The organism is Burkholderia sp. BCC1972 (assembly GCF_905339605.1).
Classification (GTDB): Bacteria; Pseudomonadota; Gammaproteobacteria; order Burkholderiales; family Burkholderiaceae; genus Burkholderia.
On sequence record NZ_CAJPGH010000013.1, the window covers coordinates 194348 to 209536 of the forward strand.

A 15189-nucleotide genomic window follows, 5' to 3' on the forward strand; every position below is an offset into this window, starting at 1 on the left:
TGCCCGCGTGCCCTGCGCGGGCGGCCGTTGCACCGGGCCGCGCGGCCGCGCACCGGTTCGCTCGTCCGGCAAGCCGCGTCGCACGCCGGCCAGCCGGCGATTGCGCTCCGCGTGTCGGCCTGCTTGTCAGCCCGCTTGCCAGCCCCATTCCCGCTCCGTAAACTCGCGCCAGATTCCAGACCGGCGCATCCTTGGCAGCCGGCGACCGACAGGAGCCCTTTCCCCATGTCCGATTCCTACTTCCCGCGCTGGCGGGTCCAGTCGACCGGCGCGGCCTCGCGCGTGGTCGGCCCCGACGAGCGCCTGCCGTGGCCGCAGATGGTCGCGATGGGCGTGCAGCACGTCGTCGCGATGTTCGGTTCGACCGTGCTCGCGCCGCTGCTGATGGGCTTCGACCCGAACCTGTGCATCTTCATGTCGGGCATCGGCACGCTGCTGTTCTTCGTGCTGGTCGGCGGCCGCGTGCCGAGCTACCTCGGCTCGAGCTTCGCGTTCATCGGCCTCGTGATCGCGGTGACGGGCTACGGCGGCAGCGGCCCGAACCCGAACATCCCGGTCGCGCTCGGCGGAATCGTCGCGTGCGGCGTCGTGTACGTCGCGCTCGGCGCGCTGGTGCAGGCGATCGGCACGCGCTGGATCGAGACGCTGATGCCGCCCGTCGTCACCGGCGCGGTCGTCGCGGTGATCGGGTTGAACCTCGCGCCGATCGCGGTGAAGGGCGTGTCGGGCTCGACCTTCGAGTCGGTGATGGCGCTCGTCACGGTGCTGTGCGTCGGCGGCGTCGCGGTGTTCGCGCGCGGGATGATGCAGCGCCTGCTGATCCTCGTCGGGCTCGCGATCGCGTACGCGCTCTATGCCGTCGCGACCAACGGGATGGCCCTCGGCAAGCCGATCGATTTCGCGATCGTCGCGCATGCCGCGTGGTTCGGTGTGCCGAGCTTCCGTGCGCCGGTCTTCGATCCGCATGCAATGCTGATGCTCGCGCCGATCGCGGTGATCCTGGTTGCGGAGAACCTCGGCCACATCAAGGCCGTCAGCGCGATGACGGGGACCAGCCTCGACCGCTACGTCGGCCGCGCGTTCATCGGCGACGGGCTCGCGACGATCGTATCGGGCAGCGTCGGCGGCACGGGCGTGACCACCTACGCCGAGAACATCGGCGTGATGGCCGTCACGCGGATCTATTCGACGCTGGTGTTCGCGGTCGCCGCGCTGATCGCGATCGGGCTCGGCTTCTCGCCGAAATTCGGCGCGGTGATCCAGACGATCCCGGGCCCCGTGCTCGGCGGCGTGTCGATCGTCGTGTTCGGGCTGATCGCGGTGACGGGCGCGCGGATCTGGGTCGTCAACAAGGTCGACTTCTCCGACAACCGCAACCTGATCGTCGCGGCCGTCACGCTCGTGCTCGGCGCCGGCGACTTCTCGCTGAAGATCGGCGGCTTCGGGCTCGGCGGGATCGGCACCGCGACGTTCGGCGCGATCATCCTGTACGCGATCCTGCGCAAGGAAAAGGAACCGGGCCCGGTGGTCTGATTCAACAGCGGGCGGTGCAATGCCGCCCGCCGGCGCGCTCTCACGCGCCGGTATTCGACTGCGCCTGCAGCCACGCGCAGAACTGCGCGACGAGCGGATCGTCGGCCGGCGCGCCCGGCGCGATCCACCAGTAGCTGCGCGTCGCGATGCGCGGCCCGTCGAGCGGCATCACGAGCCGGCCGCTCGCGAGCTCGTCGTCGATCAGCGGCAGCGGGCCGAGTGCGACGCCGAGCCCGTCGACGGCCGCCTGCAGTGCCAGGTAGAAGTGGTCGAACGACTGCCGCTTGCGACCCTTCATCGCCACGCCGGCCGCCGCGAACCAGTCGCGCCAGCCTTCCGGCCGCGTATCCGAATGCAGCAGCACGTGGCGCGCGAGATCGTCCGCGCGGGTGATCGGCGCGCGCTTGAGCAGCGCGGGACTGCAGACCGGGATCACGCTTTCGTCGAGGAAGTGGCCGCTCGTGCAGTTCGGCCAGTGGCCGGGGCCGCGGCGGATCGCGACATCGAAACCGTTCAGCATGTCGAGCGGCGCATTCGACGTCGACAGTTTCAGCTCGACGTTCGGCACGTCGCGCTGGAACCGCGACAGGCGCGGCAGCAGCCATTTCATCGCGAAGGTCGGCAGTGCGTTGATGCGCAGCACGCGCGCCGCGCCGGTGTTGCGCAACTGCTCGGTCGCATGCGCGATGCTGTCGAACGCCGCGCGCACGGTGTCCAGGTAGCGGCGGCCTTCGTCGGTGAGCTTCACGCGCTTGCCGTAGCGGTGGAACACCGGCTTGCCGAGCCACGCCTCGAACGCGGCGATCTGCCGGCTGATGGCACCATGAGTCACATGCAGCTCGTCGCCGGCGGCGCTGAAGCTTTCATGTCGTGCCGCGGCTTCAAAGGCCCGAAGCGCGGAAAAGGGCGGGAGATCGCGTGCCATGCTTGTGATTCTAGATCACAAGGGCGTGCCGATAAAATCGTTTTGCCACGATCCGGAACGGCGGTAACCTCGGTTCACCGTTTAGTGAGGAGCACCATGCAATCCGTTTCCCCGCCGTCTGCCGCGACGCCCCGCAGCGTCGGCCTCGCCGAGCTGTTCACCGGTTTCCTGTCGCTCGGCCTGATGTCGTTCGGCGGCGCGCTGCCGTTCGCGCGGCGCACGATCGTCGACGAGCGCAAGTGGCTCTCCGCCGACGAATTCACCGATCTGCTCGGCCTGTGCCAGTTCCTGCCGGGCGGCAACGTGATCAACCTGTCGGTCGCCGTCGGCATGCGCTTTCGCGGCGTGGCCGGCGCGTTCGCCGGCATTCTCGGGCTGATCGCGGGCCCGACGCTCGTCGTCGTCGCGCTCGGCGTGCTGTACGCGAAGACGCAGAACGATCCGCACGTGCAGCACCTGTTCGCGGGGCTCGCCGCCGCGGCCGCCGGGCTGCTCGTCGCGATGGCCGTGAAGGTCGCGAAGCCGCTGCGGCACGCACCGGCGGCGGCCGGCATCGCGGCGCTCGCGTTCGTCGCGATCGCGGTGCTGCGCATTCCGCTGCTGACCACGATGCTCGTGCTGACCCCCGTCAGCGTGTGGCTTGCGTCACGCCGCCGCGACGCGAGCAAGCCGCAGTCGGCGCAGGCCGCCGCGCGCGACACCCGGCCGGGAGACCGCTCATGACCGACACGCTGATCGCCATCGCGACGATCTTCAGCCAGCTGTCGCTGCTCGCCTTCGGCGGCGGCAACACGATCCTGCCGGAGATGCAGCGGCAGGTCGTCGACGTGCATCACTGGATGAGCGCGCACGAGTTCACCGCGCTGTTCGCGCTGGCCCAGGCGGCGCCCGGGCCGAACATGATGATCGTGTCGCTGGTCGGCTGGCACGTGGCCGGCTGGTCCGGGCTGCTGGTCGCGTCGCTCGCGAAGTTCGGGCCGTCGTCGATCGTCACCGTGCTCGCGCTGCATGCGTGGGAGCGTTTTCGCGACCGGCCGTGGCGCCGCTACGTGCAGCAGGGGATGATGCCCGTCACGGCCGGGCTCGTCGCGGCAAGCGCGGTGCTGATTTCCGAGGCGTCGAACCGCACGGCGATCCAGTGGGGCATCACGGCCGCGTGTGCGGTGCTCGCGTGGCGCACGCGCATCCATCCGCTGTGGCTGCTCGCCGGCGGCGCGCTGATCGGGCTCACGGGTATCGGGCAGTGAGCGACGCACAACCGCCCGCCCGTGCGCGATACTGGCGCGACTTTTCACGGGAGGATCGATGGATCTCGACGGCGCCAGCCGCAATCTCACCGTCGCCGCGTTGCTGACGCTGTCCGGCGGCTATCTCGACGCATACACGTACGTCGGCCACGGCCACGTATTCGCGAACACGATGACCGGCAACGTCGCACTGCTCGGCATCAACGTGTCGGCCGGCGACTGGGCCGCCGCGCTGCATCACGTGCCGCCGCTCGTCGGCTTCGTGCTCGCGGTGTTCGTCGCGCACCTGCTCGGCCTCGCCGCGCAGCGCGGCTGGATGCGGCACACGGCGTTCGCGAGCCTGATCGTCGAGATCGCGTTTCTCGGTATCGCCGCGAGCGGCCTCGTCGGCGTGTCGAGCGCGTGGCTGATTCCGGGCATCTCGTTCGTCGCGACGCTGCAGACGCTGTCGTTCACCCATCTCGAGGAATTGTCGTACACGTCGGTGATGACGACCGGCAACCTGCGGCGCGCCGCGCAGAAGCTGTTCGTCGGGCTGATCCCGCGCTACGACGCGGGCGCGCTGCACGACTCGGCTCTGCTCGCGACGATCAGCTTCTGCTTCCTGGCCGGCGCGGTGGTCGGCGGACTCGTGACGCGGCTCGTGCCGGACATCGCGCTGTGGGGCGCGGTGCTGCTGCTCGTCGGCGCCTTCGCGGAAATCGTGCGGCGCGCGTGGCGCCGGCATGCGGCCGACGGCGGGCCGGCGGCGGCGTGACCGCGCATCCGGCGGGCGTTCCCGTGCGCCCGTCCGTTCCGCGGCGCCTGCCGCGCGATCCTGACCGCCCCGACGCACCGTAAGCCGCGCGGCCGGTTGCTGCTGCGCGGCGCCCGCCGTCCGCCGGACAAGCGTCCCATGCGCAACGTTGTGCGCGGGCGACAGTTCCGCCGTTACCGCACATTTCAATTTCTTTCAGCGATCGCACTCGTCATATGATTCAGCCCACATCGCGCGCGCCAAGAACGTGAGCGATCGCCACCCGGCTGCGCACGCGGCCGGCCATGAACGGAGACACCTACAAACAGGAAAGCTCATGAAGCAGACCACTCGACTCGCAGCCATCGCAGGGGGCGCCGCGCTCGCATTTGCCAGCCAGTACGCGGCCGCACAAAGCTCGGTCACGCTCTGGGGCGTCGCCGACGCCAGCATCCGTTACCTGACCAACGCCAACGCCAAGAACGACGGCCTGCTGTCGATGACCAACGGCGCGATCACGAACAGCCGCTTCGGCATCTACGGCACGGAAGATCTCGGCGGCGGCCTGAAGGCCGTGTTCAACCTCGAAAGCGGCGTGAACCTGCAGAACGGCGCATTCGCCGACAGCGGCCGCCTGTTCAACCGTGCAGCGTACGTCGGCCTGCAGAGCCCGTACGGCACGGTGACCCTCGGCCGCCAGAAGACGCCGCTGTTCGACCTGCTGTCGGATACCTACGATCCGCTGACGGTCGGCAACTACCTCGAAAACGCGTGGCTGCCGGTCGCACTCGGCGGCGGCCTGTATGCGGACAACCAGATCAAGTACACGGGCAAGTTCGAAGGCCTGACCGCGAAGGCGATGTACTCGACCGGCACCAACTACGAATCGACCGGCGCCGGCGGCTTCTCGGGCCAGATTCCGGGCTCGCTCGGCAAGGGCAATGCGTGGGGCGTGTCGCTGTCGTACGTGATGGGCCCGCTCAGCATCGCGGCCGGCGCGCAGCAGAACAGCGACAACTCGGCACGCAAGCAGACGATCTACCACGCGAACGTCGTGTATGCGTTCAGCAAGGCGAAGATCTACGCGGGCTACCTGCGCTCGAAGGATGACACCGGCTTCGTCGACAGCCTGCTCGCGCAGAAGACGATTCCGGTCGCGAAGGGCACCGGCCGGATCGACGACGGTCCGTTCGCGGGCGTGAGCTGGCAGGTCAGCGCGCCGCTGACGCTGACGGGCGCGTTCTACTACGACCACATGCGCAATGCGATGACCGAGAACGGCACGCTCGCGAGCGGCAACCGCTACGCGGTCGTCGGCATCGCCGAGTACGCGCTGAGCAAGCGCACGGAAGTCTACGGCACCGTCGACTTCAACAAGACGACCGGCGCGGCGAACGTCGAGCTGCCGGGGCGCAACAACCAGACCGGCATCGCGATCGGCCTGCGCAATATCTTCTGACGAACGTCGGAACGCATGCGCCGGCATTCGCCCGGCGCGCATCGAAGAGGCTCCGCGAGGCGCCTCTTTTTTTTCGACACGCGACGTTCATACGCGTGCCCGACTATTCGGCAATCGCTCCATTGCGGAAGTCCCGCGCCGTAAGCGATCCGTCGGCATTCCAGAACATACTTTTACAGTACGCGCGAGCGCTTTCCGCTACGCTGCGTGCATCGCCCGTTGCGTGCCGAGAGGCTCGCGCGTGCGTCGTTCCGGTGGTGCTCGGCGAGCGCGGCCGGCCAGGTGCGTAACTTGTGTATCCGGTGATGACAATCGCGGTCTGCCGGTTTTTTTTCGTGGGACGATGCGCTCACGATTTTCTTGAAAGGGGATGACGATGGGTATCCTGAACACCGTGGGTGAAATCGCTGGCGCAGTGGCAGCCGTCGAAGGCGCGGAAAAGCTGGATCCGGATGCGGGCCTGCTGACCAAGGCGGCCGCGGCCGTCGCCGGTTTCAAGGGCGCCGAAGCGATCGAAGGCATGCTCGAGAAGAAGAAGGACGACGAGCAAGCAGCAGACGACACGCAGGCGACGGACGGCGGCGACACGTCGCAGGCCTGAGCATGGCGGCTGGTCCGGCCGCGGGCGCGCCCTTCGCGCGCCCGGGCGGACCGGTGCCGCGCAGCCGGCGGGTCGGGCATGCGGTCGATCGGTGACGCATGACACACCCGGCAGTCGGTTTGACCGGCGAGAGGCCACGTCTCTCGCCGTTTTTTATTGGGCGCGCGCCGGGTCGCACCGTGCGCCGCACGAATCGCCGAATCTTGCTATCGTGCCGTCATCCGAACTGCGATGAGGGGATGCGATGGATTTCGACTACGACCTGTTCGTCATCGGCGCCGGCTCCGGCGGCGTGAGGCTCGCGCGGATGTCCGCGTCGTACGGCGCACGCGTCGGCATCGCGGAAGAGGAGCAGATCGGCGGCACCTGCGTGCTGCGCGGCTGCATCCCGAAGAAGCTGCTCGTCTACGCATCGCACTACCCGCATGAAGTCGAGGACGCGAAGGGCTTCGGCTGGACTTTCGGCGCGGGCACGCTCGACTGGTCCGCGCTGATCGCCGCGAAGGATCGCGAGATCAACCGGCTCAGCGACATCTACATCAACCTGCTGCGGCAATCGGGCGTCGACATGCACGCCGGCCGCGCGACGCTCGTCGATGCGCATACCGTCGCGATCGGCGGCCGCACGATCCGCGCGCGCCACATCGCGATCGCGACCGGCTCGCGCCCGTCGATGCCGGCGCGGCCCGGCATCGAGCACGCGATCACGTCGCGCGAGGCGCTGTCGCTCGCAACGTGCCCCAAGCGTATCGCGGTGATCGGCGGCGGCTATATCGCGGTCGAGTTCGCGGGCATCTTCAACGGCTTCGGCAGCCACGTCGACCTGTTCTATCGCGGCGAGAAGATCCTGCGCGGCTTCGACGACGACGTGCGCCAGTTCCTGACCGACGAGATGACGAAGCAGGGCGTCGCGATCCACGTGCGTACGGTGGTCGAGTCGATCGAGCGCGCGGACGACGGCACGCTGAGCGTGCGGGTCGACGATGCGCGGCACGGGCCGTACGACCAGGTGCTCTATGCGACCGGCCGCGTGCCGAACGTCGACGGGCTCGGGCTCGAGCAGGCGGGCGTGCTGCTCGACGCACGCGGTGCGATCGCCGTCGATGCCTATTCGGCGACGTCGGTGCCGTCGATCCATGCGATCGGCGACGTCACGTCGCGGCCGCAGCTCACGCCGGTCGCGACGCGCGACGGCGGGCTGCTCGCGCGCACGCTGTTCGGCGGCTCGCGTGTCGCGGCCGATCACGCGTATGTGCCGTCGGCCGTGTTCAGCCAGCCCGAGGTCGCGACGGTCGGCCTGACCGAAGCCGATGCGCGTCACGCGCACGGCGAGGTCGATATCTATCGCACGTCGTTCAAGGCGCTGCGTCATACGCTGTCGGGCCGCGACGAGCGCACGATGATGAAGCTCGTCGTCGCGCGCGACAGCCAGCGCGTGGTCGGCGCGCACATGGTCGGCCGCGACGCGGGCGAGATCATCCAGGGCATCGCGATCGCGATTCGGGCGGGCGCGACGAAGGCGCAGTTCGACGACACGATCGGCATCCATCCGACCGCGGCCGAGGAATTCGTGACGATGCGGCAGAAGGTGGCCGACTAGCGGGCGCGGCATGCGCGCGCGTGCGGTTCGATTGCCGCGGTGCGCATTGGCCGGTGAGCCGTTTCCTTTCACGGCAAAGCCGAATGAGTTTCGGTGATAGTGGTCGAGCTTTTGATCACGCCGACTGACCGTGCCGGTCACGTTTCTCGAAATTATCGGGTCGCGCATTGGCCCGGCGTTGCAATGCGCAGCAATCGGCATGCTCCGGATTCTTTCCCGGCAAGCCTTTTCCCGTGGCGACCCGCGTGCGATCCCGTCGGATATTTAATATAAGTACGAAAATCGTCAACTATTATCAAGAACCCCCGTCTCGATAATCAGGCTTGATATGATCGCGCAAAATCCTATCCGGGGCCGGTCATGCGCGATCAACAGCGCAGTAATCAGAATAACGGGGTAATTCACGTGCGCGACGCATTCGCGCATCGATTTGCCTGTCCGCTTTGTGCCGCAACACATCCGTTGCGCGTACCCATCCATCCGATACCGCGATCGCCGGCCCGGCGATGACGGCGCACGTGCGCATCGCGCCGATGCGTACGTGTCCGCCCTCACCGCAGCCGTTTCGAACGCCGGCTCGTCCGCGAGCCGGCGTGCCCGCCAGGGCCATCTTTCCATGCAAGGAGACCAGCAGTGAACCATCAGACTCGACGCACCGTCCTCGTGGCGGCGGCGGTCGTCGCAGCGCTGTCCGGCTGCGCGACCGAATCGTCGCGCACGCTCGACGTGCCGGCCGTCAGCAGCGCGCAGAAGCCGTATGCGGGCAAGCCCGTCGCGATCGCCGTCGGCAAGTTCGACAATCGCTCGAGCTATATGCGCGGCATCTTCTCCGACGGCATCGACCGCCTCGGGGGGCAGGCGAAGACGATCCTCGTTACGCGCCTGCAGCAGAGCCGGCGCTTCAACGTGCTCGACCGCGAGAATCTCGACGAGATCAGGCAGGAAGCCGGCTTCATGAAGAAGGCGCAGGCCGTGAAGGGCGCGAACTACGTGGTGACGGGCGACGTGACCGAATTCGGCCGCAAGGACGTCGGCGATCACCAGCTGTTCGGCATTCTCGGTCGCGGCAAGACGCAGGTTGCGTATGCGAAGGTCAACCTGAACATCGTTGACACGACGACGTCGGAAGTCATCGCATCGAGTCAGGGCGCGGGTGAATTCAGCCTGTCGAACCGCGAGGTGATCGGCTTCGGCGGCACGGCCGGCTACGACTCGACGCTCAACGGCAAGGTACTCGACCTCGCGATCCAGGAAGCCGTGAACCATCTCGTCGACCAGGTCGACGCCGGGGCGTTGAAGGCTGCGCAGTAAAACCCGCGCGCAATCCGGCGCGGACGCATCATTCCATCAACCAGAAGAGACTAGACCATGAAACGGGGAATCTGGCTGCCGGCGACGGCGGCTGCATTGCTGCTCGCGGGCTGCGCGGCACCCACCACGCCGCCGCTGTATCAATGGACCGGCTATCAGCCGCAGGTGTACGAATACTTCAAGGGTCAGCAAGCACCGCAGCAGCAGATCGATGCGCTCGAAAAGGCGCTGCAGGAGATTCGCGCGAAGGGGCATACGCCGCCGCCGGGTTTCCATGCGCATCTCGGGATGCTGTATGCGAGCGTCGGCAACGGGCAGCAAGCCGAACAGGAACTGCAGGCCGAGAAGCAGTTGTTCCCGGAATCCGCGCCGTACATGGATTTCCTGATGAAGAAGAAAACCGGCGCATCGAAAGCCGCGAATCCGGCGGCCGCCGGCCAGACGGTCGCCGCCGAGAAGCACGCCGATTCGAACTCCGCCAAACAGTGACGCGCCCGCCATGTTCAAGACACTTTCATTCAAGCTGCTGTCCGTGCTGTCGATCGCCGCACTGCTGAGCGCGTGCGCGCAACCGGTGCAACGTCCCGACTACACGGCGTTCAAGAAGAGCCAGCCGCGCTCGATTCTCGTGCTGCCGCCGGTCAACGAAACCACTGACGTCGGCGCGACCTACGGCGTGCTGTCGCAAATGACGCTGCCGCTTGCCGAGTCGGGTTACTACGTGGTGCCCGTCGCGGTGATGGACGAGACGTTCAAGCAAAACGGGTTGACGAACGCAACCGATATCCAGGGCACGTCGCCCGCAAAGCTGCGCGAGATCTTCGGCGCGGACGCCGCGCTGTACTCGAAGGTCACGCAGTACGGCTCGGTCTATCAGCTGGTCGACAGCACGACGATCGTTTCGGCATCGGCGAAACTCGTCGACCTGAAGAGCGGTGACGTGCTGTGGCAGGGCGAGGGCCGGGCGACAGGCAAGGAAGTCGGCAACAACATGAGCGTCAATGCGTTCGGAATCGTCGGGGCGCTGGTGCAGGCAGCCGTCAAGCAGGTTGCGCATTCGCTGACCGACGAAGCGCACGACGTGGCCGGGCTGACGAGCAGCCGTCTGCTGTCGGCCGGCCCGCCGAACGGGTTGCTGTACGGGCCGCGCTCGCCGAAGTACGGCACCGACTGACGCACGGCAGCCGTCCCGGCGTGCCGGAACCGGTCTGAACGGCCGCGCGAGCGCACGGCCGTCTTGTATCCGCGCATCGATGCTTCGTGATGCTCAATGCACGCCGAACGCGTCGAGCATCCGGTACCAGCTCATCGCGAGCACCAGTGCCGGCGTGCGCAGCGCTTCGCCGCCGGGGAAATCGCGGTGCCGGATCTTCTCGAACAGGTCGAAGCGGCTCGCCTGTCCATCGATCGCTTCGGCGATCAGCTTGCCCGCGAGCGCGGTCGTGTTCACGCCGTGCCCCGAAAACCCCTGCGCGAAGTACAGCGTCGGCGCGATGCGGCCGAAGTGCGGCGCGCGGTTCATCGTGATGTCGACGAAGCCGCCCCATGCATAGTCGACCTTCACGTCCGCAAGTTGCGGGAACGTCTTCAGCATGTCCGCCCGCATCGCCGCGGCGAGGTCGCGCGGCTCGCGCGTCGAATAGCTGACCTTGCCGCCCCACACGAGCCGCGTGTCGGGCGCCGGCCGGAAATAGTCGAGCACGAAGCGGCTGTCGCAAATCGCCGCGCGCGCGGGCATCAGCGCGGCGGCGCGCGCTTCGCCGAGCGGCTCGGTCGCGATCACGTAGGTGCCGACCGGCATGATCTTCTTCGACAGCGCGGGGGCGAGCGCGCCGACGAAGGTGTTGCACGCGAGCACGACGAAGCGCGCGCGCACATTGCCGCCGCTCGTCTCGACGACGTGGCCGCCGGCGACGTCGCGCACGCGCGTCACGCAGCTGTCCTCGTGGATGCGCACGCCTGCGTCGGTCGCCGCGCGCGCGAGGCCGAGCGTGTAGTTGAGCGGATGCAGGTGGCCGCTGTCGGGGTCGTACAGCCCGCCGCAATAGCGGGCCGACTGCACGTAGTCGCCGAGTTCGTCGGCTTCGACGAAGTGGAAGCGGTCGTAGCCGAAGCGCTTCGCGGCTTCGTCGCGCCAGCGCTTCAGCGAATCGGCGTCGCGCTCGGTGTTCGCGGCGGTCAGGTAGCCGGGCACCAGCGCGCAGTCGATGTCGTGCTGCGCGATGCGCGATTTCACGAGCGACAGCGTTTCGAGCCCCATGTCCCAGATGCGCTTCACGTCGCCTTCGGGCATGAATTGCGCGAACGTGTCGATGTCGCACGCGAAGCCGCCGATCAGCTGGCCGCCGTTGCGGCCGCTCGCCGCCCATCCGACCCGCGACGCTTCGAGTACGGTCACCGAATGGCCGCGCTCGGCGAGGTTGAGCGCGGCGGACAGGCCCGTGAGGCCCGCGCCGATCACGCACACGTCGGCGTCGACCGTGCCGGTGAGCGGCGCGTGGCGGGTCGTATCGTTGGCGGTCGCCGCGTAGTAGGACGCGACGTGCGGCTGGTTGGCGAATGTCTGCATGGTCTGGATAACGAAAGAATTGGGCTCAGAACAGCTCGCGCACACGGTGGTAGAGCATCCCGAGTTCGAGCGCGGGTTGCCGCCATGCGTCGCCGCCGGGAAAGCGCCGGTGACGCAGACGCGCGAACAGGTCGAATGCGCGCGCGTCGCCCGCGATCGCACCGGCGATCGCGCGTCCGGCAATGCCGGTGAGCGCGACGCCGTGCCCGCTGAAGCCCTGGACGTAGAAGAAGTTGGGATCGAGTGCGCCGAAGTCCGGCGCGCGGTTGCGCGTGACGTCGACGAAGCCGCCCCACGCGTGGTCGACGCGCACGTCGCCAAGTTGCGGGAACACGCCGACCATGCGCTGCCGGATCGTTTCGGCGAGCGTGGCGGGCGATGCGCCGGCCGAGTTCGCGCGGCCGCCGAACAGCATCCGGTGGTCGGCCGACAGCCGGAAATAGTCGAGGAAGAAATTGTTGTCGCACACGGCTTCGCGCTTCGCGATCAGCGCGTCGGCGCGCGCCTGGCCGAGCGGCTCGGTCGCGATGATGTACGACGCGATCGGCGCGATGCGCGCGGCGGTCGCGGCCGGCAGGATGCCGCCGGGCCCCGCGTTGCAGCACGACACGACGTAGCGGCAGCGCACCTCGCCCGACGGCGTGCGCACGACGGGGCGCGCACCGCGCACGACATCGAGCGCCGGCGTATGCGCATGCAGCGCGACGCCTTCGCGGCGCGCTGCCTCGGCGAGACCGAGGCAGTACTTGAGCGGATGCAGGTGGCCGGACAGCGGGTCGTGCACGCCGGCCAGATAGCGTGTCGACGCAATGCGTGCGTGGATTTCGCCGGTGTCGAGCCAGGTGAGCGACGGATGGCCCCAGCGCGACGTCGCGGCCGCCATCCACGCGCGCAGGTCGTCGATGCGGCGCGGTTTCGTCGCGACCGTCAGGTAGCCGCGCGTGAAGTCGCAGTCGATCCCGTAGTGCGCGATGCGTTCGGCGATCATCGCGACGCCGTCGAGCGACAGCGACCACGCGGCGCGCGCGCCGTCGGCGCCGAGCTGTTGCTCGATCACCTCGTCCTTCGCGAAGCCCGTGATCGCCTGGCCGCCGTTGCGGCCCGACGCGCCCCAGCCGGGCCGGTGCGCATCGATCACGGCGACGGACAGCCCGCGCGCGCGGCAGTCGAGCGCCGTCGACAGGCCCGCGAAGCCGGCGCCGATCACGCAGACGTCGACGTCGATCGCGTCGTCGAGGACGGGGTCATCGACCACGGGCCGCGCGACGGTTGCTTCGTAGTACGAGTCGCGCGCAAGCGCATCGGCGCGGCGGGTGAAAGACTGCGTCATGAAAACGACTCCCTCGAAAAGGCTGCAACCTGCGCGCAGCCACCCTGAAAACGGCGCGGGACGCCGTGCGCGCGGCACGGCGTCCCGCGTGTGCTGCGTCAGAACGAATAGATGAACTGCGTGGCGAGCAGGTCGTTGGACTTGCCGTACGAGCCGTCGTTGCGCAGGAACACCTTGTTGTTCGCCCAGTCGTGCCGGTATTCGACCTTCACGGTGATCTGCTGGGTCGGATAGAACAGCAGGTCGAGCGCGACATCCTGGCGTACCGCGCCCTTGCACTCGAAGCCCAGGCCGCCGCCGGCCTTCGACTGCGCGAGGCAGTCCGCGTCGACGCCGAAGCCGTTGCTCGGATCCATCCCGTTGCCGTTCAGCGCGATGCCGCCGCCGCCGCCGCCGTTCTTCGAGTTGGCGAGCAGGTCGTAGCGCAGCGTCACGCCCATGCGGCCGACCACCGGCGCGTTGAACTTGCGGTGCGCGAGCAGCGACAGGCCGTACCACTGCGCGAGCCCGCCGTTGAACGCCGCATGCTGCTGCCGGCCGTAGTCGACTTCCGCGTTGTACTGAATATCGGCGAGCGTGTAGGTCGCGTCGAGTTCGCCGAAGAAGAATGAACCGTACGCGCTTGGCGAGGCACCGCCTGGGCCATAGTTAGCGCCAATTTGCTGACCAGTCGTTGGATCTGTTACAGGAGCAGACGAAAGCGTTTGTCGTCCGATGTTGAACGACCCGCCGATGTCAAGCGCGCTCGACCACGTGTAGTCCGCGCGCGCGGTGAATGTCGGCACCTTGTTGCTGGTGGTGATCGGATCGCCGAGCGCGTTGGTGCCCTTCGTCGTGACCGAACCATACGTGCGGTACTGCTCGTTGCCGAGGAAGAACTTCCACGCCCAGGCGCCCTTCGTGTAGTTCGCGCCGATGCCGACGTAGCTGCCCGGATCGGAGAAATCGTACAGCAGGTTGTGCGTGAGCGTGAGCATCTGGTTCGACTGCTGCACCTCGTAGCCGCCGAAGCTCGGGATCAAGCCGGCGACCAGCGTCGTCTCGGCGGTGATCGGCACGTTGATGACCGCCGTGTTCAGCAGGTTGTCGGTGATCGAGCCGCGCGAGTTCTGCAGCAGCGTGATGCCGTTGCCGCGGTTCGGCATCAGCGTGATCTCGGCCGACGGCGCCATCGGGCCGACGCCGAACGTCTTCTTGATGTCGAGGTAGAGATCGCCGAACGTGCTGTTGAAGTAGTTGTACGCGTTCTCGTGGTTCGCGAACAGGAACGACGACGTGCCGGCCGCACGGTTGTAGATGTAGGTCGGATCGATGTAGCCGGTGACCGACAGGCCGGCCAGCGGGCCGGTGTTGGCCGCGTCGGTCAGCGAGTCGACCTTCAGCTGCTGGTTCGCGATCTGCTGCTTCATTTCGCTGACCTCGTCGTTGGTCAGCGCGGCCTGCGCCTTGCCGTAATCCGGCGAGCCCGGATCGGCCGCCACGGCGACGGCCTTGCCGCCGCCGGCCGTACCCGCACCCGCGCTCGCGCCGGCCGTCGCGACCGCGCCGCCACCCGGCTTCGCGGCGAGCTGCGCCTGCATCGCCTTCATCTGTTTCTGCAGCGCCGCGACCTGCGCCTGCAGCGCCTTGATCTCGGCGGATGTCGAGCCGGCCAGCGCGATGCCCGGCAACGCGCCGGCCACCAGCAGGCAGATCAGTTTCTTCTTCATTGCGGATTCTCCTTGTCGTGCGCCTGTCAAATCGGGATCGAATCGCGCGCCCCCCCCTGGGGCAGCGCGCCTTGCTTGTCTGCAGTGCTTGTTATCCTTGAAGCGGGAAACGGGGCGTCACGCCATCGCGAACGCCGCCTTCAGGTCGGCCATCCGGCGCCGCTCGCGT

General features: G+C 67.8%; 14 protein-coding genes. 10 read left to right on the forward strand and 4 right to left on the reverse strand.

Annotation, left to right across the window (positions count from 1 at the left end; translation table 11 throughout):
• Positions 1 to 225: 225 nt before the first annotated feature.
• Positions 226 to 1533, forward strand: coding sequence for a solute carrier family 23 protein (locus tag U5798_RS20145; RefSeq protein WP_322082968.1), 1308 nt, complete (start codon positions 226 to 228; stop codon positions 1531 to 1533).
• Positions 1534 to 1573: 40 nt separating this feature from the next.
• On the opposite strand, the gene U5798_RS20150 is transcribed toward U5798_RS20145, so the two are convergent.
• Positions 1574 to 2458, reverse strand: a complete 885-nt coding sequence (locus tag U5798_RS20150; protein ID WP_124456784.1) for a transcriptional regulator GcvA — start codon at positions 2456 to 2458, stop codon at positions 1574 to 1576.
• 96 nt (positions 2459 to 2554) lie between these two features.
• On the opposite strand from U5798_RS20150, the gene U5798_RS20155 reads away from it, so the two are divergent.
• From U5798_RS20155 to U5798_RS20195, 9 genes are all read left to right on the forward strand, one after another.
• Positions 2555 to 3181 (forward strand): chromate transporter, encoded by a 627-nt coding sequence (locus U5798_RS20155; protein WP_322082969.1) that lies wholly within the window; start codon positions 2555 to 2557, stop codon positions 3179 to 3181.
• Positions 3178 to 3705, forward strand: coding sequence for a chromate transporter (locus tag U5798_RS20160; RefSeq protein ID WP_089495784.1), 528 nt, complete (start codon positions 3178 to 3180; stop codon positions 3703 to 3705). The genes U5798_RS20155 and U5798_RS20160 overlap by 4 nt, the downstream gene beginning before the upstream one ends.
• A 58-nt stretch (positions 3706 to 3763) precedes the next feature.
• The gene (locus U5798_RS20165) at positions 3764 to 4462 is read left to right on the forward strand and encodes a YoaK family protein (protein WP_322082970.1); all 699 of its coding nucleotides are present in this window, start codon (positions 3764 to 3766) and stop codon (positions 4460 to 4462) included.
• Between the two features lie 316 nt (positions 4463 to 4778).
• On the forward strand, positions 4779 to 5900 hold the full coding sequence (locus U5798_RS20170) for a porin (RefSeq protein ID WP_124456781.1): 1122 nt from the start codon (positions 4779 to 4781) through the stop codon (positions 5898 to 5900).
• Between the two features lie 376 nt (positions 5901 to 6276).
• Positions 6277 to 6501 (forward strand): hypothetical protein, encoded by a 225-nt coding sequence (locus tag U5798_RS20175; RefSeq protein ID WP_124456780.1) that lies wholly within the window; start codon positions 6277 to 6279, stop codon positions 6499 to 6501.
• A 244-nt stretch (positions 6502 to 6745) separates the two neighbouring features.
• Positions 6746 to 8101, forward strand: coding sequence for a glutathione-disulfide reductase (gene gor / locus U5798_RS20180; RefSeq protein WP_322082971.1), 1356 nt, complete (start codon positions 6746 to 6748; stop codon positions 8099 to 8101).
• 633 nt (positions 8102 to 8734) lie between these two features.
• A complete protein-coding gene (locus U5798_RS20185; protein ID WP_322082972.1) occupies positions 8735 to 9412 on the forward strand; it encodes a CsgG/HfaB family protein in 678 nt (225 codons plus the stop codon).
• Positions 9413 to 9469: 57 nt separating this feature from the next.
• Positions 9470 to 9901 (forward strand): DUF4810 domain-containing protein, encoded by a 432-nt coding sequence (locus U5798_RS20190; RefSeq protein ID WP_322082973.1) that lies wholly within the window; start codon positions 9470 to 9472, stop codon positions 9899 to 9901.
• 10 nt (positions 9902 to 9911) lie between these two features.
• Complete coding sequence (locus U5798_RS20195; protein WP_322082974.1) at positions 9912 to 10586, forward strand: DUF799 domain-containing protein; 675 nt, start codon at positions 9912 to 9914, stop codon at positions 10584 to 10586.
• A gap of 93 nt (positions 10587 to 10679) precedes the next feature.
• On the opposite strand, the gene U5798_RS20200 is transcribed toward U5798_RS20195, so the two are convergent.
• From U5798_RS20200 to U5798_RS20210, 3 genes are all read right to left on the reverse strand, one after another.
• On the reverse strand, positions 10680 to 11981 hold the full coding sequence (locus U5798_RS20200; protein ID WP_322082975.1) for an FAD-binding oxidoreductase: 1302 nt from the start codon (positions 11979 to 11981) through the stop codon (positions 10680 to 10682).
• A 25-nt stretch (positions 11982 to 12006) separates the two neighbouring features.
• Positions 12007 to 13311 (reverse strand): FAD-dependent oxidoreductase, encoded by a 1305-nt coding sequence (locus U5798_RS20205; protein WP_322082976.1) that lies wholly within the window; start codon positions 13309 to 13311, stop codon positions 12007 to 12009.
• A 98-nt stretch (positions 13312 to 13409) separates the two neighbouring features.
• Positions 13410 to 15020, reverse strand: coding sequence for a DUF3138 family protein (locus U5798_RS20210; protein ID WP_322082977.1), 1611 nt, complete (start codon positions 15018 to 15020; stop codon positions 13410 to 13412).
• Positions 15021 to 15189: the final 169 nt, after the last annotated feature.

Excerpts from the sequence above, each read along its gene's own strand:
- U5798_RS20210 (WP_322082977.1), bottom strand. The coding sequence starts at position 15,020 with ATGAAGAAGAAACTGATCTGCCTGCTGGTGGCCGGCGCGTTGCCGGGC.
- U5798_RS20200 (WP_322082975.1), bottom strand. The coding sequence starts at position 11,981 with ATGCAGACATTCGCCAACCAGCCGCACGTCGCGTCCTACTACGCGGCG.
- U5798_RS20190 (WP_322082973.1), top strand. The coding sequence starts at position 9,470 with ATGAAACGGGGAATCTGGCTGCCGGCGACGGCGGCTGCATTGCTGCTC.
- U5798_RS20145 (WP_322082968.1), top strand. The coding sequence starts at position 226 with ATGTCCGATTCCTACTTCCCGCGCTGGCGGGTCCAGTCGACCGGCGCG.
- U5798_RS20160 (WP_089495784.1), top strand. The coding sequence starts at position 3,178 with ATGACCGACACGCTGATCGCCATCGCGACGATCTTCAGCCAGCTGTCG.
- U5798_RS20165 (WP_322082970.1), top strand. The coding sequence starts at position 3,764 with ATGGATCTCGACGGCGCCAGCCGCAATCTCACCGTCGCCGCGTTGCTG.
- U5798_RS20175 (WP_124456780.1), top strand. The coding sequence starts at position 6,277 with ATGGGTATCCTGAACACCGTGGGTGAAATCGCTGGCGCAGTGGCAGCC.
- U5798_RS20150 (WP_124456784.1), bottom strand. The coding sequence starts at position 2,458 with ATGGCACGCGATCTCCCGCCCTTTTCCGCGCTTCGGGCCTTTGAAGCC.
- gor (WP_322082971.1), top strand. The coding sequence starts at position 6,746 with ATGGATTTCGACTACGACCTGTTCGTCATCGGCGCCGGCTCCGGCGGC.
- U5798_RS20170 (WP_124456781.1), top strand. The coding sequence starts at position 4,779 with ATGAAGCAGACCACTCGACTCGCAGCCATCGCAGGGGGCGCCGCGCTC.
- U5798_RS20195 (WP_322082974.1), top strand. The coding sequence starts at position 9,912 with ATGTTCAAGACACTTTCATTCAAGCTGCTGTCCGTGCTGTCGATCGCC.
- U5798_RS20155 (WP_322082969.1), top strand. The coding sequence starts at position 2,555 with ATGCAATCCGTTTCCCCGCCGTCTGCCGCGACGCCCCGCAGCGTCGGC.
- U5798_RS20205 (WP_322082976.1), bottom strand. The coding sequence starts at position 13,311 with ATGACGCAGTCTTTCACCCGCCGCGCCGATGCGCTTGCGCGCGACTCG.